At 71.9% G+C, this 19,469-nt stretch carries 19 protein-coding genes; 16 read left to right on the top strand and 3 right to left on the bottom strand.

The window, feature by feature from the left end:
- Window positions 1-386 (bottom strand): sugar ABC transporter substrate-binding protein (locus ACFC1F_RS05000; protein ID WP_376155741.1); only part of this gene is annotated, 386 nt, incomplete at its 3' end.
- 427 nt (window positions 387-813) lie between these two features.
- Between ACFC1F_RS05000 and ACFC1F_RS04995 the strand changes: the two genes are divergently transcribed.
- The 13 genes from ACFC1F_RS04995 to ACFC1F_RS04935 all read left to right on the top strand — a co-directional run bounded on the left by ACFC1F_RS04995 (window position 814) and on the right by ACFC1F_RS04935 (window position 13,305).
- Window positions 814-1,665 carry a fumarylacetoacetate hydrolase family protein gene (locus ACFC1F_RS04995; RefSeq protein ID WP_376155739.1) on the top strand — a complete coding sequence of 284 codons (852 nt, stop codon included), beginning with the start codon at window positions 814-816 and terminating at the stop codon, window positions 1,663-1,665.
- An 11-nt stretch (window positions 1,666-1,676) separates the two neighbouring features.
- Window positions 1,677-3,023 carry an L-fuconate dehydratase gene (locus tag ACFC1F_RS04990; protein WP_376155737.1) on the top strand — a complete coding sequence of 449 codons (1,347 nt, stop codon included), beginning with the start codon at window positions 1,677-1,679 and terminating at the stop codon, window positions 3,021-3,023.
- Window positions 3,020-3,781: an SDR family NAD(P)-dependent oxidoreductase gene (locus tag ACFC1F_RS04985; protein ID WP_376155735.1), complete on the top strand. Its 762-nt coding sequence runs from the start codon at window positions 3,020-3,022 to the stop codon at window positions 3,779-3,781. Before ACFC1F_RS04990 ends, ACFC1F_RS04985 begins: the two co-directional genes overlap by 4 nt.
- The gene (locus tag ACFC1F_RS04980) at window positions 3,778-4,773 is read left to right on the top strand and encodes an aldo/keto reductase (RefSeq protein WP_376155733.1); all 996 of its coding nucleotides are present in this window, start codon (window positions 3,778-3,780) and stop codon (window positions 4,771-4,773) included. Before ACFC1F_RS04985 ends, ACFC1F_RS04980 begins: the two co-directional genes overlap by 4 nt.
- Window positions 4,774-5,514 carry a (Fe-S)-binding protein gene (locus tag ACFC1F_RS04975; RefSeq protein WP_209414894.1) on the top strand — a complete coding sequence of 247 codons (741 nt, stop codon included), beginning with the start codon at window positions 4,774-4,776 and terminating at the stop codon, window positions 5,512-5,514.
- A complete protein-coding gene (locus tag ACFC1F_RS04970) occupies window positions 5,511-6,992 on the top strand; it encodes a LutB/LldF family L-lactate oxidation iron-sulfur protein (protein ID WP_376155731.1) in 1,482 nt (493 codons plus the stop codon). Before ACFC1F_RS04975 ends, ACFC1F_RS04970 begins: the two co-directional genes overlap by 4 nt.
- Window positions 6,989-7,654 carry a lactate utilization protein C gene (locus ACFC1F_RS04965; protein ID WP_376155729.1) on the top strand — a complete coding sequence of 222 codons (666 nt, stop codon included), beginning with the start codon at window positions 6,989-6,991 and terminating at the stop codon, window positions 7,652-7,654. Before ACFC1F_RS04970 ends, ACFC1F_RS04965 begins: the two co-directional genes overlap by 4 nt.
- A complete protein-coding gene (locus tag ACFC1F_RS04960) occupies window positions 7,651-7,962 on the top strand; it encodes an L-rhamnose mutarotase (RefSeq protein WP_376155727.1) in 312 nt (103 codons plus the stop codon). The genes ACFC1F_RS04965 and ACFC1F_RS04960 overlap by 4 nt, the downstream gene beginning before the upstream one ends.
- Window positions 7,959-8,840: an amidohydrolase family protein gene (locus ACFC1F_RS04955; protein ID WP_376155725.1), complete on the top strand. Its 882-nt coding sequence runs from the start codon at window positions 7,959-7,961 to the stop codon at window positions 8,838-8,840. The genes ACFC1F_RS04960 and ACFC1F_RS04955 overlap by 4 nt, the downstream gene beginning before the upstream one ends.
- Before the next feature lie 141 nt (window positions 8,841-8,981).
- Window positions 8,982-9,677 (top strand): FadR/GntR family transcriptional regulator, encoded by a 696-nt coding sequence (locus ACFC1F_RS04950; RefSeq protein ID WP_209414899.1) that lies wholly within the window; start codon window positions 8,982-8,984, stop codon window positions 9,675-9,677.
- A gap of 322 nt (window positions 9,678-9,999) precedes the next feature.
- Window positions 10,000-10,998, top strand: a complete 999-nt coding sequence (locus ACFC1F_RS04945; RefSeq protein WP_376155723.1) for a 1-aminocyclopropane-1-carboxylate deaminase/D-cysteine desulfhydrase — start codon at window positions 10,000-10,002, stop codon at window positions 10,996-10,998.
- Between the two features lie 243 nt (window positions 10,999-11,241).
- The gene (locus ACFC1F_RS04940) at window positions 11,242-12,603 is read left to right on the top strand and encodes a GH1 family beta-glucosidase (RefSeq protein WP_376155722.1); all 1,362 of its coding nucleotides are present in this window, start codon (window positions 11,242-11,244) and stop codon (window positions 12,601-12,603) included.
- A gap of 249 nt (window positions 12,604-12,852) precedes the next feature.
- On the top strand, window positions 12,853-13,305 hold the full coding sequence (locus ACFC1F_RS04935; protein WP_376155720.1) for a nitroreductase family deazaflavin-dependent oxidoreductase: 453 nt from the start codon (window positions 12,853-12,855) through the stop codon (window positions 13,303-13,305).
- 32 nt (window positions 13,306-13,337) lie between these two features.
- Here the strand turns inward: ACFC1F_RS04935 and ACFC1F_RS04930 are convergent, their stop codons facing one another.
- Entirely contained in the window at window positions 13,338-16,529 is a 3,192-nt protein-coding gene (locus ACFC1F_RS04930) for a BTAD domain-containing putative transcriptional regulator (RefSeq protein WP_376155718.1), read from the bottom strand.
- A gap of 137 nt (window positions 16,530-16,666) precedes the next feature.
- Between ACFC1F_RS04930 and ACFC1F_RS04925 the strand changes: the two genes are divergently transcribed.
- Genes ACFC1F_RS04925 through ACFC1F_RS04915 form a run of 3 tightly spaced genes read left to right on the top strand, consistent with a single transcriptional unit; the run spans window position 16,667 to window position 18,022 of the window.
- Window positions 16,667-17,143: a hypothetical protein gene (locus ACFC1F_RS04925; protein WP_376155716.1), complete on the top strand. Its 477-nt coding sequence runs from the start codon at window positions 16,667-16,669 to the stop codon at window positions 17,141-17,143.
- A complete protein-coding gene (locus ACFC1F_RS04920; protein WP_376155715.1) occupies window positions 17,136-17,549 on the top strand; it encodes a nuclear transport factor 2 family protein in 414 nt (137 codons plus the stop codon). Before ACFC1F_RS04925 ends, ACFC1F_RS04920 begins: the two co-directional genes overlap by 8 nt.
- Window positions 17,546-18,022: a hypothetical protein gene (locus ACFC1F_RS04915; RefSeq protein WP_376155713.1), complete on the top strand. Its 477-nt coding sequence runs from the start codon at window positions 17,546-17,548 to the stop codon at window positions 18,020-18,022. The genes ACFC1F_RS04920 and ACFC1F_RS04915 overlap by 4 nt, the downstream gene beginning before the upstream one ends.
- Before the next feature lie 163 nt (window positions 18,023-18,185).
- Here ACFC1F_RS04915 and ACFC1F_RS04910 read toward each other — a convergent pair whose 3' ends face one another.
- The gene (locus tag ACFC1F_RS04910; protein ID WP_376155711.1) at window positions 18,186-19,397 is read right to left on the bottom strand and encodes an alpha/beta hydrolase family protein; all 1,212 of its coding nucleotides are present in this window, start codon (window positions 19,395-19,397) and stop codon (window positions 18,186-18,188) included.
- Window positions 19,398-19,469: the final 72 nt, after the last annotated feature.

Genomic DNA, 19,469 nt, shown 5'->3' with positions numbered 1-19,469 from the left:
GTGTCGACGCTGACCACCGGGATCTTCTTGGCGGACAGCTGGTCGAGGGTGGAGGCGATCGCACCGGTGTCCTGCGGGGCCATGACGACGGCCTTGGCGCCGGTGTTCTGGAAGACCTGGACGTTGGCGACCAGCTTGGTGACGTCGTTCTGCGAGTTGCTCACCGGCAGGGTGTTCAGGCCCTGCGCGGAGGCGTCCTGCTTGACGTACTGCGCGTAGGAGTTCCAGAAGTCGGAGTCCGCACGCGGCAGGTCGACACCGATGGCCGGCTTCCCGCCGGCGGCGGACGCGTTCGAGTCGCTGCCGCGGTTGCAGCCCGTGGCGAGCCCCGCCAGGACGACCACGGCGGCGGCGGTGGCCGCGATTCTGGAGGAGCGAGGGTTCATCGTGCTGATCTCCTTGGCTGGGATGTCCGGCTCCCCTGCGGGGGCGGGGAGCCGGTGTGGTGGGGCGCAGTGGGGGCGACCGGCCGCGTCTGCGTCGGTCCGGGACAACTGGCAGCGGACCGTTCCGCTCGTAGTCATCGGATGACTTGCGGCAGTGAGGACCTTACGAGCCTGACATCGGGCTGACAAGAGGAGACCTCGGATGATTCCCAACCGTGACATCCGGGTTTCGCGCGAACGCGAGAAGCCTGGAATGCGCCCCACGAGCTGCGTTCCTGGTGGAGCATGGGCCGGGTTCACCGATAATCATCGGAGGACTTCTTGCGGTGGCGCGGTCCGTGCTCGTATGGTCAGGGCTTCGCAGATTCATCCGATGTATCGGAGGTCGCGAGGCCTCGCTCGTCGGCGTGACGACAGGAGAGAAGACATGAGACTAGGGCGCATCGGCGTACCGGGGGCCGAGACCCCGGTCGTCATCGACCGGACCGGCGCCACGTTCGCGCTCACGGCCCTGACCGCCGACATCGACGGCGACTTCCTCGCCTCCGGCGGGATCGACCGGGTGGGGGAGGCGCTGGCCGAAGGCTCGCTCCCGGCCGTCGACACGGCCGGCCAGCGGGTCGGCGCCCCCGTCGCCCGCCCGGGGAAGGTCGTGTGCATCGGGCTCAACTACCGTGATCACGCGGCGGAGACGGGAGCGGCCGTTCCCGAGCGGCCGGTGGTCTTCATGAAGGACCCGTCCACCGTGGTGGGGCCGTACGACCGGGTGCTGATCCCGCGTGGTTCGGTGAAGACGGACTGGGAGGTGGAGCTCGCGGTCGTCATCGGCCGCGAGGCCCGCTACCTGGCGAGCCCGGCCGAAGCCGGCGCGTGCATCGCCGGTTACACGATCAGCAACGACGTCTCCGAGCGGGAGTTCCAGCTGGAGTACTCCGCGCAGTGGGACCTCGGGAAGTCCTGCGAGACCTTCAACCCGCTCGGCCCCTGGCTGGTGACATCCGATGAGATCGCCGACCCGCAGTCGCTGGGGCTGCGGCTCACGGTCAACGGCGAGGTGCGGCAGGACGGCGACACCAAGAACATGATCTTCGATGTCGCGTACCTGGTCTGGTACCTCAGCCAGTACATGGTGCTGCGTCCCGGCGACGTCATCAACACCGGCACCCCGGCCGGCGTGGCCCTCGGCCTGCCCGGCACCCCGTACCTGCGCGCGGGCGACACCGTCGAGCTGTCCATCGACGGCCTCGGCACCCAGCGCCAGACGTTCGTCAACGCGTGAAAGGCACCCAGTTGTCCGAAACCACCACGGCGCGGATCACCGCCGTCGAGACCTTCGACGTCCGCTTCCCCACCTCGCGGGAGCTGGACGGGTCCGACGCGATGAACCCCGACCCCGACTACTCCGCCGCCTACGTGATCCTGCGCACCTCGGCAGGCGGCCACGAGGGCCACGGCTTCACCTTCACCATCGGCCGGGGCAACGACGTCCAGGTCGCCGCCATCGACGCGCTGCGTGACCACGTCGTCGGACGCTCCGTCGCCGAGCTCTGCGCCGACCCGGGCTCGCTGTACCGCGACCTGATCGGCGACAGCCAGCTGCGCTGGCTCGGCCCCGAGAAGGGCGTGATGCACATGGCCATCGGCGCCGTCGTCAACGCCGTCTGGGACCTCGCCGCCAAGCGCGAGGGCAAGCCGCTGTGGCAGTTCCTCGCCGACGCCGACCCCGAATGGCTGGTCTCGCAGGTCGACTTCCGCTACATCACGGACGCGCTCACCCCCGGTGAGGCCCTGGAGCTGCTGCGCAAGGGCAAGCAGGGCTCCGGTGAGCGGGCCGCCGAGCTGCTGCGGCGCGGCTACCCCGCCTACACCACCTCGCCCGGCTGGCTCGGCTACTCGGACGAGAAGCTCACCCGCCTCGCCAAGCAGGCCGTGGCCGACGGGTTCACCCAGATCAAGCTGAAGGTCGGCGCCGACCTCGCCGACGACGTCCGCCGCTGCCGCACCGCCCGTCAGGCCGTCGGCCCGGACATCCGGATGGCGATCGACGCCAACCAGCGCTGGGACGTCGCCGAGGCGATCGAGTGGACCAACGCGCTCGCCGAGTTCGACCCGTACTGGATCGAGGAGCCCACCAGCCCCGACGACATCCTCGGCCACGCCGCCATCCGGCGCGGCGTCCACCCGATCAGGGTCGCCACCGGCGAGCACGTGCAGAACCGCATCGTCTTCAAGCAGCTCCTCCAGGCCGAGGCGATCGACGTCCTCCAGCTGGACTCCGCCCGGGTCGCCGGCGTCAACGAGAACCTCGCCATCCTGCTGCTCGCCGCCAAGTTCGGTATCCCGGTCTGCCCGCACGCCGGGGGAGTCGGTCTGTGCGAGCTGGTCCAGCACCTGTCCATGTTCGACCACGTCGCCCTCTCCGGCACCACCGAGGACCGCGCGATCGAGTTCGTCGACCACCTCCACCAGCACTTCCTCGACCCCGTCGTCATCAGCGGCGGCCACTACCAGGCGCCGACCGCGCCCGGTTTCTCCGCCACCATGCACCAGGCGACCATCGACACCTACCGTTACCCCGACGGCGCGTTCTGGGCCGCGGACCTGGCCGACGCCACGAAGACGGAGAAGCACGCATGACCACCGACCTCCACGGCCTGACCGCCCTGGTCACCGGGGGTGCGTCCGGCATCGGCCTGGCCACCGCCCAACTGCTCGCCCATCGCGGCGCGGACGTCGCCGTCCTCGACCTCGACCCGAGCGGCGCCCCGGCCCCGCTGCGCGGCTTCACCGCCGACGTCGGCGACGACCGCTCTGTCCGTACGGCCGTGGAGAGCGCGGCCGAGGCGCTCGGGGGCATCGACATCCTGGTCAACAACGCCGGCATCGGCGCCGCCGGAACGGTGGAGGACAACCCCGACGAGCAGTGGCACCGCGTCCTGGACGTCAACGTGCTCGGCATCGTCCGCACCACCCGCGCCGCCCTCCCGCACCTGCGCCGCTCCGCCCACGCCGCAGTCGTCAACACCTGCTCCATCGCCGCCACCGCAGGCCTGCCGCAGCGCGCCCTGTACTCGGCCAGCAAGGGGGCGGTGCTGTCCCTCACCCTGGCGATGGCCGCCGACCACGTCCGCGAGGGCATCCGGGTCAACTGCGTCAACCCCGGCACGGTCGACACCCCGTGGGTGGGCCGACTGCTGGACGCCTCCGCCGACCCGGCCGCCGAACGCGCCGCCCTCAACGGGCGCCAGCCGACCGGCCGCCTGGTCACCGCCGAGGAGGTGGCCGCGGCCATCGCCTACCTCGCCTCACCGGCCGCCGCCAGTACCACCGGAACCGCCCTCGCGGTCGACGGCGGAATGGCCGGCCTGCGTCTTCGCCCGGAGCCGAAGCCATGAACCTGCGTCGGAACCGCCTGGGCCGGAGCCCGGTCCGGGTCAGCGAACTCGCCTTCGGCGCGGCCGGTATCGGCAACCTCTTCACGGCGGTGAGTGACGAGCAGGCGGAGCAGGCCGTGCACGCTGCCTGGGAAGCAGGCGTCCGCTACTTCGACACCGCCCCGCACTACGGCCTCGGCCTGTCCGAACGGCGCCTCGGCGACGCGCTGAGCGCCATGCCCCGCAGCGAGTACGTGCTGTCCACCAAGGTCGGCAGGCTGCTGGAGCCCGCCGACCCCGGCGGCGACGACCTCGCCAACGGGTTCGCCGTCCCGGCGACGCACCGCCGGCGCTGGGACTTCACCGCCGAGGGCGTGCGCCAGTCGATCGAGGAGAGTCTGAACCGGCTCGACACGGACCGGATCGACATCGCCTACCTCCACGACCCCGACGACCACGCCGACCAGGCCCTAGCCGAGGCGTACCCGGAGCTGGAACGCCTGCGCGCCGAAGGCGTCCTCGGCGCGATCGGCGTCGGAATGAACCAGGCCGACCTGCTCGCGCGCTTCGTCCGGGAGACGGACATCGACGCCGTCCTGCTGGCCGGCCGCTACAGCCTCCTCGACCAGCGCGGCCTCACCGAGCTCCTGCCGCTCGCACAGCAGCGCGGCGTCGGCGTCGTGATCGGCGGCGTCTTCAACTCCGGCCTGCTCGCGGACCCCCGGCCCGGCGCGACCTTCGACTACACCGCCGCGCCCGCCGACCTGGTGTCCCGCGCCCTCGACCTCAAGGCCGTGTGCGCGCGGTACGGCGTGCCGCTGCGAGCCGCCGCCCTGCGGTTTCCGTTCGGGCACCCGGCGGTCGCGAGCGTCCTGGTCGGCACCCGCAGTGCCGCCGAGGTGCTGGACGCCAGCGCCATGCTCCACGAGGGCGTACCGGACGCGCTGTGGGCGGAGCTCAAGGAGCGCGGGTTGCTCCCCGCGGACGTCCCGACCCCCGAGGAGGCGGAGTAGATGCGGATCGCCCTGTTCATCACCTGCTTCAACGACACCATGTTCCCCGGCACCGGACGGGCCGTGGTGACCGTCCTGGAACGCCTCGGCCACACGGTCGACTTCCCGCAGGAGCAGACCTGCTGCGGCCAGATGCACTTCAACACCGGCTACCGCCCGGACGCCGTACCGTTGGTGGAGCGCTTCGCCCGGACCTTCGCCGAGTACGACGCGGTGGTCACCCCGTCCGCGTCGTGCGCCGGCATGATCCGCGAGAACCACCCCGTACTGGCCGAGCAGCACGGCAGTGCCCGGCTCCAGGCCGAGGTCGCCGAAGTGGTGCCCAGGGTTCACGAGTTCACCGAGTTCCTCACCGACGTCCTCGGTGTCACCGATGTCGGCGCCCGCTTCCCGCACCGCGTCACCTACCACCCCACCTGCCACTCGTTGCGCGGCCTGCGCCTCGGCGACCGTCCGCTGCAACTGCTGCGCGCCGTCAAGGACATCCAGCTGCTCGACCTCCCGGCTGCCGACTCCTGCTGCGGCTTCGGCGGCACCTTCGCCGTCAAGAACGCCGACACCTCCGGCGCCATGCTCGCCGACAAGGCATCCGACGTGCTGGACACCGGCGCCGAGGTGCTGTGCGCCGCCGACAACTCCTGCCTGATGCACATCGGCGGCGGCCTCTCCCGGCAGGGAGCCCCCGTACGGACCATGCACCTGGCCGAGGTCCTCGCCGCCACCGAAGGAGCCGCGCGATGAGCAACCCCGGCGACCGCGGCGTCGTCTGGCTCGGCTCCCCGTCCTTCCCGGAAGCCGCCCGCGACGCACTGAGGAACACCCAGCTTCGGGCCAACCTGAAGCGGGCCACCGGCACCATCCGTGACAAGCGCCTCGCCGTGGCCTCGGAGCTGGACGACTGGGAGGCGCTCCGTGAGTCGGCCGCCGCGATCAAGAAGCGCACCGCGCGCCATCTCGACCACTACCTCGTCCAGTTGGAGGAGTCGGTCACCGCGGCGGGCGGCACCGTGCACTGGGCCGCCGACGCCGCCGAGGCCAACCGGATCGTCACCGGGCTGGTGCGGGCCACCGGCGAGCGGGAGGTCGTGAAGGTCAAGTCCATGGCGACCCAGGAGATCGGCCTCAACGAGCACCTCGCCGAGGCCGGCATCACCGCCTACGAGACCGATCTCGCCGAACTGATCGTGCAGTTGGGCGACGACCGGCCCTCGCACATCCTCGTCCCCGCGATCCACAAGAACCGCACCGAGATCCGCGACCTGTTCGCGGCCCGGATGGGGGAGTGGGGGCAGCCGGCGCCCGAGGGCCTGGACGACGACCCGGCCGAACTCGCCGAGGCAGCACGCCGCCACCTGCGCGAGAAGTTCCTCACCGCCAAGGTCGCCGTCTCCGGGGCCAACTTCGCCGTCGCCGACGCCGGCACGGTCGTGGTGGTGGAGTCCGAGGGCAACGGGCGGATGTGCCTGACGCTGCCCGAGACGCTGATCACCGTCATGGGCATCGAGAAGGTCGTCCCGACCTGGACCGACCTCGAAGTGTTCCTGCAACTGCTGCCGCGCTCCTCCACCGGCGAGCGGATGAACCCCTACACCTCCACCTGGACCGGCACCACCGACGGCGACGGTCCGCAGGACTTCCACCTGGTCCTGCTCGACAACGGCCGCACCGACACCCTCGCCGACACCGTCGGCCGCCAGGCGCTCGCCTGCATCCGCTGCTCGGCCTGCCTCAACGTCTGCCCGGTCTTCGAACGCACCGGCGGCCACGCGTACGGCTCCGTCTACCCCGGGCCGATCGGCGCCGTCCTCACCCCGCAGCTGGTGGGAGTCGGCAGTGACACCAAGAGCAGTGCCGCCAGCCTCCCCTTCGCCTCCACCCTCTGCGGGGCCTGCTACGACGCCTGCCCCGTGAAGATCAACATCCCGGAGGTGCTGGCCCACCTGCGGGCCGAGGTCGTCGAGGCCAAGCGGGCCGCCAAGCGCCTGCCCACGGCCGAGGCCCTGGCCATGAAGGCCGCCGCCGCCGTCCTCGACTCCCCGCAGCTGCTCGCCGCCGCTCAGAAGGCGGCGAGTGTCGGTGGCCGGGCCCTCGCCCGGAAGGGGCGGATCGGCCGGCTGCCCGGCCCGCTGCACGGTTGGTCCGACACCCGCGACACCCCCGCGCCGCCCGCCGAGTCCTTCCGGACCTGGTGGCGCAAGAACAAGGAAGGGGAGCAATGACCAGCCGCGAGGCCGTCCTCGGCCGCATCCGCACCGCGCTCGCCGACGTCCCGGCCGACGAGACCCCGGGCGACGTGCCCGTGCCCCGTGACTACCGCCGCAGCCACACCGGGCCGGGCGACAACACGGTGGCCCTGTTCGCCGAGCGCGTCGCCGACTACCGCGCCACCGTCACCCGCACCGACCGGGCCGGCCTGTCCGGTGCCATCGCCACCGCGCTGACCGCGCGCGGCGTCGAACGTCTCGCGCTGCCGGGCGCGTTCCCCGTCGAGCTGCTGCCACCGGGCGACTGGGAGTGGCATCCGGAACCCCTGGACGTCCCCGCCCTGGACGCGCTGGACGGTGCGATCACCCTCGCCGCCGCCGGCATCGCCGTCACCGGCACCATCGTCCTCGACGCAGGACCGGGCCAGGGCCGGCGCGCCCTCACCCTCGTCCCCGACTACCACCTGTGCGTCGTCCGGGCCGAACAGATCGCCGACGACGTCCCCGACGCCCTCGCCCGCCTCGACCCGACCCGGCCGCTGACCTTCATCTCCGGCCCGTCCGCCACCAGCGACATCGAACTCGACCGGGTGGAGGGCGTCCACGGCCCCCGCACCCTGGACGTCATCATCGTCGACGCCGCCGCCGACCCCACCCACCCGGAGCAGCAGCCATGAGGATCGCCCTGCACACCCGTGTCCGCGAGGACCGGATCGAGGAGTACGAGGCCGCGCACCGCGAGGTGCCCGCCGAGCTCACCGCCGCCATCCGCGCCGCCGGCGTGACCTCCTGGACCATCTGGCGCAGCGGATGCGAGCTGTTCCACCTGCTGGAGTGCGAGGACTACGCCCGCCTGCTCGCCGAGCTGGAGCACCTCCCGGTCAACATCACCTGGCAGGCGCGGATGGCCGACCTCCTCGACGTCGTCCACGACTACTCGGAGGACGGCGCCGCCGCCGGGCTCCCGGTGGTGTGGCAGCTGTGACCACCCGGCCGATCATCGACGCCCACCACCACGTCTGGGACCTCGCCGTCCGCCCGCAGCCCTGGATCACCGGTGAGGCCCTCGCCCCGCTCGACCGCTCCTTCTCCGTCGCGGACCTGGAGGCCGAGGCCCGTGCGGCCGGCGTCGTGGGAACGGTCGCCGTCCAGACGGTCTGCGTGCCCGAGGAGACCCCGGAGCTGCTGGCCCTCGCCGCCGGCAGCGATCTGGTCGCCGGAGTCGTCGGCTGGACCGACCTGACCGCCCCGGACGTCGCGGACACGATCGCGACCCTGCGCGAACTGCCCGGCGGAGACCGGCTGGTGGGCATCCGCCACCAGGTCCAGGAGGAACCCGACCCGAACTGGCTGCTCCGCCGGGACGTCCGCCGCGGGCTGCTCGCCGTCGCCGCGGCCGGCCTCGCCTACGACCTGGTCGTCAAGCCGCACCAGCTGCCCGCCGCCGCCCTCGCCGCCGCGGACATCACCGGGCTGACCTTCGTCCTCGACCACCTCGGCAAACCACCCGTCGCCACCGGCGTGCTCGACCCCTGGGCAGGCGACCTGCGCCGGCTGGCCGCGCTGCCCAACACCGTGTGCAAGCTCTCCGGCATGGTCACCGAGGCCACCCCGGGCAGTTGGCGGACCGAGGACCTCAAGCCCTACGCCGACACCGCGCTGGACGCCTTCGGCCCGCACCGGATCCTCTTCGGCTCCGACTGGCCGGTCTGCACCCTCCAGGCCGGCTACCCCGAAGTCGTCCGGATCGCCGAGCGCCTCACCGACCGGCTCGCCCCGGAGGAGAAGGAGGCCGTGTTCAGCCGCAACGCGATCCGGGTGTACGGGCTGCGGCCATCCGGGCCGGCCGTCGGCGACGTGTGAACGCCCCCGGTGACAGGACCGCAGTGCGCAGGCTCGGGCCGGGCGGGTACGGAGCCGCCTGATGGGCGCCTGTTCGAGTGGGCGTTCGAACGACATGGCGAGGGCTATGCTGCAAAAGCACATGACCATGGGAGGCATGCAGTGCCAGTCACCGACGAGGCGATCGAGAAGATCAAGGCGATGATCGTCAGTGGCGAGCTCCGCCCCGGCTCTCGTCTCCCGAGGGAGCCCGACCTCGCCGAGCGGCTCGGCCTCTCGCGCAACTCCTTGCGCGAGGCGGTCAAGGCCCTCTCGCTCATCCGGGTGCTCGACGTGCGCCAGGGCGACGGCACGTACGTGACCAGCCTGGAACCGAACCTGCTGATGGACGCCCTGGGCTTCGTCGTCGACTTCCACCAGGACGACACGGTTCTGGAATTCCTGGAGGTCCGCCGCATCCTGGAGCCCGCCGCCGCGGCAATGGCCGCTCGGGTCATGTCCGACGAGGACATCGCGGCCCTGCGCGAAGTGCTGGACGGCCTCAGCGACGATGCCACGCTCCAGGAGCTGATCGACAACGACCTGGAGTTCCACCGCCGGATCGCCGCCGGCTCGGGCAACACCGTGCTCTGCTCGCTGATCGACGGCCTGTCCGGTCCGACCGCACGCGCGCGGATCTGGCGCGGCCTGACGGAGGAAGGCGCCGTCGAGAGCACCCGCCAGCAGCACCGCGCCATCCTCGACGCCATCACCCGCCGCTCTCCCGAGCTCGCGCGTTCCTGGGCAACGGTCCACGTGGCAGGTGTCGAGCAGTGGCTTCGCGACACCCTCGGTACGGCCGGGGCCCCGCTCGGCTGACCCGGAGCGCGGAGCGGGCGGCCCCGTGCCCGGCAGTGCAGGGGCGACAGCCCGCCGCTCCGTGCGGTGGGCACAGGACGCGGCGAAGCGGGCAGCCGGCACGGGCATCGCAGCCGACTGTGCCGCGGATCGCGGCCCGCGGCCGCCCGGGAGATCGCGCGGCGCGCCGCACGTGACGTGCCAGTTGGCGCGCGCGGCGAGGTCGACGCCGACCTCGGCCCGGTCGGTGGAGAGGACGCCGTCGGCGCCGTGGTGGCCGAACCCGATGCTCGGATCGAGGCGATCGAGCCCGATCCTCGGGCCGGTGCTCTACCGTCTCCTCATGCGACTACCGCTGCTGCACCAGCGCTGTCCCGAACTGGCCGGCTCGCTCCCCTTCCTGCGGCTGGGCGAGGCGCCCACGCCGGTACGGGCGCTGCCCGGACTGGGCACGCGCACCGAGCTGTGGGTTAAGGACGAGAGTGGTTACGGCGACGGCGGCTGGGGCGGAAACAAGGTCCGCAAGCTGGAGTGGCTGCTGCCCGAGGCCCGGCGGCGCGGCGCGAGGACCATCCTCACGGTCGGCGGGCTCGGCACCAACTGGGGCCTCGCCGCAGCCTGGTACGCGCGGGAGCAGGGGCTGGAGGTCGCCCTGGGCCTGATCGACCAGCCGGTCGACGAGCACGTGCGGGCCCAGCTGGCACGGCTGCGCGCCTCCGGCGCCACGCTGCACTTCCTGCACACCAAGACCAGGCTGATCCTGGCCGCGCCCTGGCTCTTCGCCCGGCACACCCACGGCCGCACCCTGCCGTACTACCTCCCGGCCGGCGGCTCCTCACCCCTCGGCGCACTCGGCGCGGTCGAGACCGCCCTGGAGCTGGGTGGACAGGTCGCGGCCGGGGAACTGCCGGAACCGGCCTGGCTGGTCACGCCCGTGGGCTCCGGCGGCACCGCCGCGGGGCTGGCCCTCGGGCTGCGCCTCGCCGGGCTGCGCACCCGCGTCCTCGGCGTCGTGGTCAACGACACCCTGCGACTGGACTCCGCCACCCTCCTTGCTTCGGCCCGCCGCTCCGCCGCTCTGCTGCGGGCCCGGGGCGCCGACCTGAGTGGAGCCGAGCCCGCCCCCGACGCGATCCGCACCGAGACGGCCTGGCTGGGAGACGGCTACGCCCATCCCACCCGGGCCGGCGACCAGGCTCTCGCGCGCGCCTCCGCACAGGCCGGCCTGTCCCTGGAGCGCACCTACACCGCCAAGGCGCTTGCCGCCCTGCTGGATCTGGACGCGGCCGGCCGCCTGGACGGCGGCCCGGTGGTCTTCCTGCACACCCACGGACCGCGATGACGCGGCGCCGGGGCGGGCCGGCGGGGCCCTGTCCTGTCCGGTGGGGCTCTCGAATCTGCTCGCGGCGTGCTGCCAGAGGCATTTCCCTGCGCCGGTGGCGCGGACGGCAGGCCGGCGCTACGTGCGGCGACCGGTCGCGATGACGTGATCGGTGGGCCGTGGAGGGCAGTCGAGATTGCCTCTGGTGTTTCGGTATCGCGCCAGTAACATGAGTCTTCCTCACGTTCTCGTCAGGAGGCTGTCATGCCGGACCGCTACGACCTGCCGGCGGGGTTCCGCTGGGGTGCCGCCACCGCCGCGTACCAGATCGAGGGGGCGGTGGACGAGGACGGGCGCGGGCCGTCCATCTGGGACGTCTTCTCCGCCCGCCCCGGCGCCGTCCGCGACGGACACACCGGCGCAGTCGCATGCGACCACTACCACCGGTACCCCGAGGACATCGCCCTGATGAAGGGCCTCGGGCTGGACGGCTACCGCTTCTCCATCGCCTGGTCCCGCATCCAGCCCACCGGCGTCGGCCCGGTCAACCCCGCCGGACTCGCCTTCTACGACCGGCTCGTGGACGCCCTGCTGGAGGCCGGCATCACGCCGCTCCCTACGCTCTTCCACTGGGACCTCCCGCAGGCCCTGGAGGCTCCATCGAGCAGCGGCCCCACCGCGGGCGGCGGCTGGCTCAACCGCGACACCGCGTACCGCTTCGCCGAGTACGCCGCCGTCGTGGCCGACCGCCTCGGCGACCGCGTGCCCGCGTGGATCACCCTCAACGAGCCCTTCGTGCACATGGTCTACGGCTACGCCCTCGGCATTCACGCACCCGGCCGTGAGCTGATGCTCGACGCACTCCCCGCCGCCCACCACCAACTGCTCGCCCACGGCCTCGCCGCCGACGTGCTGCGCGAGCACGGTCTGCAGGTGCTGATCGCCAACAACCTCACCCCGGTCCGGCCCGCGTCCACCGACCCCGCGGACGTGGCCGCCGCACAGGCCTACGACGCCCTGCACAACCGCCTGTTCACCGACCCGCTGCTCCTCGGCCGCTACCCCGACCTCTCCGCCTACGGGGTCGGCGCCGACCTCGGCGGCTGTGTCCGCGACGGCGACCTGAAGCTGATCACCGCCACGCCGCTCGACGGTCTCGGCGTCAACTACTACAACCCCACCCGCATCGCCGCCCCCACCGACCCCGCCCTCCCCTTCACCGAAGCCCCGATCGAGGGCGTCCCCCACACCGCCTTCGGCTGGCCCGTCGTCCCCGACGGCCTGCGCGAACTCCTCACCGGCCTCCGCGACCGCTACGGCGCCGCCCTCCCGCCCATCACCATCACCGAGAACGGCTGCTCGACGACCTCGACCCTCGACGACCAGCCCCGCATCGACTACCTCGCCGGCCACCTCGACGCCCTCGCCGCGGCAGTCGCGGAAGGCGTCGATGTCCGCGGCTACTACACGTGGTCACTGCTGGACAACTTCGAGTGGGCCGAGGGCTACCACCAGCGCTTCGGCCTCATCCACGTCGACTTCGAGACGCAGGTGCGCACACCCAAGGCGTCGTACGCCTGGTACCGCGACCTGATCGCCGCCCATCACGCCCGTCATGCAGGGTAGTTGACGATGCCACGGGGGTGTCATCAGTCAGGCTCGATGCTGGTTGGTGGGCGTCGCGGGACAGGAACCCTCGCAGCTGCGCGCGGCAGTTTTTCGAAGGTTGGTCCGCCGGCCCGCGTTCGGCTCGCTGCGCCGTGTCGGCGCGGAGCCGGCGGGGCTGCCGCCGGTTGCGAGCGGTTCGTGTGTGCTGTGTGAGTGACGGGACCGAGCATGGCCGGTGTCGGTCACTCCCCGAGCAAGGACGAACTCATGACCTCTCAGCGCAGGATCACGGCGAAGCACAGGGTGCGGAACCGCCTGGTGATCTTCTTCCATGGCGTCGGTCTGCCCTTCGGCCCGATGCACCTCCTGACCGTTCCGGGCCGCAGGACCGGTGTCCCGCGCACCACACCGGTGGCACCGGTGACCATCGGCGGGGTGCGCTTCGTCCTCCAGGCCTATCCGAACTCCGACTGGGTGAAGAACGCCCGCGCCGCAGGGCACGGCGTGCTCACCCGCGGACGCCGGAAGCAGCGGGTGGCCCTGGTCGAGCTCCCCGAATCCGAGCGCGCCCCCGTCCTGAGGGAGTTCCCCCGGCAGAACCCCAGAGGGGTGGGCGCCTTCGTCAGGAACGACCTGGTCGCCTCCGCGTCCCCGGAGAGCTTCGCGATGGCTGCCCCGACCTGTCCCGTCTTCCGCGTCGTGCCGACCGAGCCGTTCTGAGCCATCCTGAGCCGTCGGGAGTCCGACGTCGCTCAGTGGCCGGTCGTCAGGGCCGCCCGGATGGACCCGAGGGCGCTGGTGCGGGAGCGCTCACGGCCGCGCCGGTACGCGGAGTCGTAGGCGCGATTGCCGAGTTGGTGCTCCAGAGCCCGGACGAGCTGTATGACGTCCGGGTCGTGGCGGTCCGGTGCGCCGCGAAGTGTGTGGGCGGCGCCGAGGACCTCGGCGGATGCCTCGGCGTCGCCCCCGGCGAGGCGGAGCCGGGCCACGCCGACGCCGACCGCGGCCGCGACCGGCATGTCGGGCACTCCGGAAGCGAGCGCGAGGGCCTCGCTGAGGCGTTGGGCGGCGGTGGCCGGGTCGCCCGTGGCCACGGCCAGGTGGCCGAGGGAGGTGTGGAGCATGGCGTTGAACAGTGGCCCGCCCGTGGGAAGGTGGGCCAGATCCGTTGATGCCTCCGCGTAATGACGGGCTGCCTCGGCCAGGTCGTCGGCCTGGCGCGCGAGGTCCCCGAGAGCGATCCGTGCCGAGAGGAGGTGGCGGGGCGAGGACAAACCGTGGCTGGGCCGCACCATGTCGAGCAGTTCCGCCCGGGCCCGCTCGGTGTCGCCCTTTCTGGTCCGGGCGACCGCGAGCGCCGCACGCTGAATGATCGCGTCGTCGGCAGGGTCGATCTCGCGCAACAGCCGGATGGCTTCCTGGAGTTCGGCGATGGCGCGGTCGAAGGCCCCGAGGGTGGAATCCGTGTGCGCCAAGGCCGTCAAGGACAGGGCGAGGCCCCATCGTTCGCCGGCTTCGCGGAAGGCGGCAGCCGCGGCGAGCAGAGTCTCGCCTGTACCACGCAGGTCTCCGTGGTTCCCCTGGAGGAAGGCGCGCATCAGGAGCAGCATGCCCCTGCCCCAGGGATCGCACCGGGAGAGGTCACGGTCGATCGCCGCGAGCCCTCGGTCGGCGTCATCGGCGGTCAGGGCGAGCGACGCCTCGATCAGCGCGGCGGTCGGGTACGCCGCACTTCCGTCCACGGTGCGGGCGAGCTCCAGCGCTTCGGCCACGGCCGGGGCGGGGTGGGCGAGGTCGCCGGACAGGACCCGGTTGAAGAGGAGGAAGGCTGTTGCCACCGCCCGTGCGGTGGTGGGGTGGGCGCCAGGGGCTCCCAGCGCGAGGCCGAGCAGCTTCACGGCCTGGGCGTGGTCGCCCCGGATCGTCCAGAACGGGCCGAGTGCCGCGGCCAGGCGGGTGGCGGTGTCCGCGTCGCCGGTGTCGGCGGCGTGGTGGAGCGCAGCCCGCAGGTTGTCGCGTTCGGCGCCGAGGCGTGCGATCCAGCGGAGTTGGTCGGGCCCGCGCAGGTCGGGCGCGGCGTGTTCGGCCAGTTCGAGGAAGTACGCCGCGTGGTGCTGTCCGGCACTTTCGAGTCGGCCCGAGTCCGCGAGCTGTTCCAGGCCGTACTCCCGGATGGTCTCCAGCATCCGGTACCGGGCGTGCGGTCCGTCGACGAGTTGGAGCAGGGACTTGTCCACGAGTACCGACAGGTGGTCGAGCAGCGGTTCCGGGCTCGATCCGGCTCGGGCATGGATCCCCTCGGCGTCCTCCAGCGCGATCTCGCCGGGGAACACCGCGAGGAGCTCGGTGAGCGCACGCTCGCTCCTGTCGAGCAGGTCCCAGCTCCAGGCAACCACGCCGCGAAGCGTCTGGTGGCGGGGCAGTTCGATCCGGCTGCCGCCGATGATCAACCCGAAGCGGTCGTCGAGACGGCCCGCGAGCTGTTCGACGGGGACGGCACGCAGTCGGGCGGCGGCCAGCTCGATCGCCAGTGGCAGCCCGTCGAGGCGGCGGCAGATCTCGACCACGGCGGCTGCGTTGTCGTCGTCGACGGTGAAGCCAGGCCGTACCGCGGCCGCCCGGTCGGCGAAGAGCCGCACCGCAGCAGAAGCCGTTGCCAGGATCGCCGGGGTGCGGGGCTCCGGCAGTTCGAGTGGGGGCACCCGGCAGAGGATCTCGCCGGGGAGACCGAGCGGTTCGCGGCTGGTGGCGAGGATCCGAAGCCGGGGACAGCGGCCGAGCAGCTCGGCGGTGAACCGGGCAGTGGCGTCGAGCAGATGCTCGCAGTTGTCGAGGACGATGATCGCCTCGGTGCTGCTGAAAGCCTCCACCAGGGTGTCGATGGGGTCGTGGGACGGCGGCCGGCCGTCGAGCAGGCCGCCTTCGCGGAGTCCGAGGGTGTCGAGCACCGATCGCAGCAGGTCGGCTGGGTCGGTGACGGGGGCCAGCTCGACCAACCAGGCGCCGCCCGGTAGGCGGGGGAGCGCTTCGGTCGCCACCGTGGTGGCCAGCCGGGTCTTTCCGACTCCTCCCGGCCCGACCAGCGTGACCAGCCGACCGTCCCGCAGCCGGGCAGCGACGTGGGCGCGCTCCCCGATCCGGCCGATGAAGCTGCTGATCGGGGCCCGCAGGTTGCCGGTGACGTGTGTTGTGGTACGCCGCAGCGGCGCCGGGCTGCCACGGAGCACCGCCAGGTGGGCCTCTTGCAGCTGCTGCCCCGGATCGGTGCCGAGTTCCTCGGCGAGCAGCTTTCGGTACTCCTCGAAGGCGGTGAGCGCCTCGGCCTGCCGGCCGTCCGCGCCCAGCGCTGTGACCAACAGGACACGGAGTCGTTCCCGAAGCGGGTGTTCGGCGACCAGCCGGCTGAGTTCGGCGACGATGTACAGGCGGTCCGGCGAGGTCTCCAGTTCGGCCTGCAGGGCGTCCTCCCGGGCGGAGAGCCGCAGCTCGTCGAGCCCGGCGGCGGCTGCCGCTGCGAACGGGGCCGCGGCGACGTCGGAGAGGGCCTGGCCCCGCCACAGCCCGAGCGCCTCGCGCAGTCGGCCTGCTGCGCCCTGCGGGTGGCCCTCTCTGAGCAGACGTCGGCCCTCGCGCGCGAGCTGCGTGAACTGCAGGGCGTCGACGGCCTCCGGCGGCAGGTCGAGCAGGTAGCCGCCTGATTCGTAGCGCAGCGCCGGGTGTCCCTGCAAGGTCGTGCGGAGGCGTGAGAGCAGGGAATGGAGGGCGTGCCCGGGCCCCGTGGGTCCACCGTCCGGCCACAGGGCGGTCGCCAACGAGTCGACGCTGACCACGCGTCCGGCGTCCAGGGCAAGCCGGACGAGCACGGTACGGAGGCGGGCGCCGCCGATCCTGACGATCCGTCCGTCGATCGAGACTTCGAGCGGGCCGAGAATCCCGACGTGCACGACGACCCCCCGGTTCCGAGCTGCAACAGCTCTCACCCTAGCCCGAAGCCGTGTGAGCGGGTCATGTGCCGGCTGTGAGACCGGCCCGGCAGCCTTGCCACATCGCCCACAACTCGTATGTCGAAGGGATGATTTCGATGATGGGATCGAAGGTCGGAGGGGTAGCCGATCCCCAGGACGGCTTCCGCAAGGCCAGCCTGGGGATCTCGGTGGCGCTCCTGGTCCAGTCCGGGGTCGGGATGGCGGTTCTCCTCCACAAGCATGTCGCGCACCGGAACACCGGCCTCTTCGCGGCTCTCGGACAGGCGCTGGGCAGTTGGCCCGTCGTACTGGCGATCCACGCCTGGATCGGCCTGGTCGTCGTGGGCGGCTCGATCCACACGCTGATGACCGCCCGGGTGACCGGGCGACCGCTGTTCATGCTGACCTCGGGCATCGGCATGCTCTCCCTGCTCGGTGCCGCGCTCAGCGGAGCGGCGTACGTGGAGAACGGATCAGGAGCGGCCTCAGCGATGATGGCCGTCCTCGGCGGGGTCGCGCTGTGCTGCTATCTCGCCAACGTCGCCGTGTCGAACGTCGCTGTGTCGATTCAGGAGGGCCGGACCCGTGGCTGAGGGAACGGGAACGAGTGCCTCCGGGCACCGGCGCAGGGACTTCGTCCGCTACCTGACCTCCTTCCCCGAGGAGATGGCGCTCGGGACGGAGGATCCGGGAGCGATCGTGGATCGCTACTGCACGCCTGACGTCGAGCACCGCGACGCCGGTATCCGGCTCGACCGGGGCAGCCTCGTCGCCCATGCCCGGCCCGCGCGCAAGAACGTGCTCGGGCTCCGGGTGGACGTGCACGATGCGCTTGTCGACGGCAACCGCGTGGCCGCGCGCTACACGCTGCACACGGCGATGCGGCAGGGGTACGACCTGAGCACCGAGGTCCTCCTGTTCGGGGAGCTCGCCGCGGACGGCCGGCTCCGTCGGATCGTCTCGACCAGCCGGACGCTGACCGAAGGGACGCCGCAATGAGCCGCGCGCCTGAACCGGGGCCGAACGGACCAGTGCCGCAGGAGTCGATCCCCCGTCCGGCCCTGCTCGCTCTTCGGACGACCACGACGAGCCTGGCCGTCCTGACCCTGGCGCAGGCCACGTTCGCCGGCAGCTTCCTCAGCGGGCGCTACGAGATGCTGATGGTCCATCGGACCAATGCCCTGGTGATCGCCGCCGTATCCCTGGGCCAGACCGCGCTCGGGGTCCTGATCCGAGGCAGTGGGTACGGCCCGAACCGGCTGATCTGGGTTCCGGCACTGGTCGCGGCAGCCGTCATCGGTCAGACATGGCTGGGGTTCGCGCGGGTTCTGGGGGTGCATGTGACCCTCGGCGTGCTGATCGTCAGCGGCGTCCTGGGCGTGGCCCGGTGGTCGTGGCGGACTCCACTGCCACCACGTACAGGGCACGGTCGGCAGACCGGGGCGGGCGAGTCGGCCGGTGTCGCGTCATGACCGGGCCACGCGTGAACCGGCGGCGTTTCCTGAGGACCGGAGCCTCGGTCCTGGGGGTGGCAATGGGTCGGTCGCACGGGGACGCGCCACCCCCGTCGCTGGGCTTGCCGTGGCCGAGGTGACACTCTGCTGCCGATGATGACGGGGCAGGGGAGGGTTGGCCTCAGGCAAGGGTGTCGTCGAGCCAGTCGTAGATGCGTGCCTGGGACAGGCGCATGGCGCCGGGGTGGCAGTGGGCGCCGGCGCCCTCCTCGGTGGTGAAGACCATGAGGGTCTTCGGGCAGGTGAGGTGGTCGTAGAGCTGCTCGGGCTGCCCCTTGAAGAACATGTCGTCCTCGGCGTCGCAGACGAGGGTGGGGCACTGGATCTTCTCGGCGATGCCGTCGGCGAGGGTGTAGTCGAGGTAGGAGGCGTTGAAGGCTCGGGGGGTGTCGACGCCCATCACGTACATGCCGTGGTTGATCGCCCAGTTGGCGATCGGGTCCTTGGTCATGATCTGTTCGAAGGCGGCGTCGAGCTCGGGGGCGCTGTCGGCGCGCAGGAGCCGTTCGGCTTCGGCGCGGGTGCCGGGGATGTTGCGGACCGAGGTCTGGCCGAGGTCGTAGAGGCCGTCGACGGCGATCAGCGCGGCCAGGCGGTGCTCGAACGCGGCGGCGCGGGGAGCGAGGATGCCGCCCATGCTGATCCCGAGGAGCGCGATGCGGCTGTTGTCGACGTCCGGGAGGGTCTCGGCGAAGTCCACGACGGGGGTGATGACGTTCTCCCAGTCGGGGCGGAACACCAGGCCCTGGTGGTGGCGCGGACCGGGCATGCCGGGGCCGTCGAAGACCAGGACGGTGTAGCCGCGCTCGACGCCGGCCATCGCTCCGAAGAAGTGCAGCTCCTCGGCGGTGCCGTCGAAGCCGTTGTGCATGATCAGCGTCGGCCGCGGTGTCCCGGAGTCGTCGACCCGGTACAGGTAGCCCGGCAGGGTGGTGTCCTCGTACGGGATGGCGACCGGTTCGATGACGGGGGTGGACAGCGCTGCCGCCGCCCGGAAGCAGGCCACGCTGCGGTCGTAGGCGTGATCGTGGCGGGGGTCGCAGGTGCGGCCGTGCAGGAAGAACTCGGCCGAACGGTAGTAGTTCGACGCCCGCAGGAACCCGTCCCGGGCGCTCACCCGGTGGCCGGCCGCCAGCGCCTTCTCGGCCTCGCCGGCCACCCGGTCGGCGGTGGCCGTCCACTCGGTGTACCAGCTGCCGTAGTCGCCCTCGACGATGCGCTCGCCGGTCGACACGACCTCGCCGAAGTCGGCGCCCCCGTAGGCGATGTGACTCATCGAACGCAGGGTCTCGTACCAGAACTGGATGTTGTTCGGGAACAGCAGCTGCTTCATGGTGGGCTCCTTCCAGGGGCCTTAAGCACGGATCTGTGCTTGCGGTGATGACTGTAGACCCGTCAGATGTCA

This window comes from Kitasatospora sp. NPDC056181, from assembly GCF_042266225.1.
Lineage (GTDB): Bacteria > Actinomycetota > Actinomycetes > Streptomycetales > Streptomycetaceae > Kitasatospora.
Note: the sequence above shows the minus strand (reverse complement) of the source record. Positions and strands in the feature narration are given on the sequence as shown.

Bases quoted from the DNA above. Each gene is read 5' to 3' on its own strand.
- ACFC1F_RS04995 (WP_376155739.1), top strand. From the start codon at position 814: ATGAGACTAGGGCGCATCGGCGTACCGGGGGCCGAGACCCCGGTCGTC.
- ACFC1F_RS04985 (WP_376155735.1), top strand. From the start codon at position 3,020: ATGACCACCGACCTCCACGGCCTGACCGCCCTGGTCACCGGGGGTGCG.
- ACFC1F_RS04980 (WP_376155733.1), top strand. From the start codon at position 3,778: ATGAACCTGCGTCGGAACCGCCTGGGCCGGAGCCCGGTCCGGGTCAGC.
- ACFC1F_RS04975 (WP_209414894.1), top strand. From the start codon at position 4,774: ATGCGGATCGCCCTGTTCATCACCTGCTTCAACGACACCATGTTCCCC.
- ACFC1F_RS04970 (WP_376155731.1), top strand. From the start codon at position 5,511: ATGAGCAACCCCGGCGACCGCGGCGTCGTCTGGCTCGGCTCCCCGTCC.
- ACFC1F_RS04965 (WP_376155729.1), top strand. From the start codon at position 6,989: ATGACCAGCCGCGAGGCCGTCCTCGGCCGCATCCGCACCGCGCTCGCC.
- ACFC1F_RS04960 (WP_376155727.1), top strand. From the start codon at position 7,651: ATGAGGATCGCCCTGCACACCCGTGTCCGCGAGGACCGGATCGAGGAG.
- ACFC1F_RS04945 (WP_376155723.1), top strand. From the start codon at position 10,000: ATGCGACTACCGCTGCTGCACCAGCGCTGTCCCGAACTGGCCGGCTCG.
- ACFC1F_RS04940 (WP_376155722.1), top strand. From the start codon at position 11,242: ATGCCGGACCGCTACGACCTGCCGGCGGGGTTCCGCTGGGGTGCCGCC.
- ACFC1F_RS04935 (WP_376155720.1), top strand. From the start codon at position 12,853: ATGACCTCTCAGCGCAGGATCACGGCGAAGCACAGGGTGCGGAACCGC.
- ACFC1F_RS04925 (WP_376155716.1), top strand. From the start codon at position 16,667: ATGATGGGATCGAAGGTCGGAGGGGTAGCCGATCCCCAGGACGGCTTC.
- ACFC1F_RS04915 (WP_376155713.1), top strand. From the start codon at position 17,546: ATGAGCCGCGCGCCTGAACCGGGGCCGAACGGACCAGTGCCGCAGGAG.
- ACFC1F_RS04910 (WP_376155711.1), bottom strand. From the start codon at position 19,397: ATGAAGCAGCTGCTGTTCCCGAACAACATCCAGTTCTGGTACGAGACC.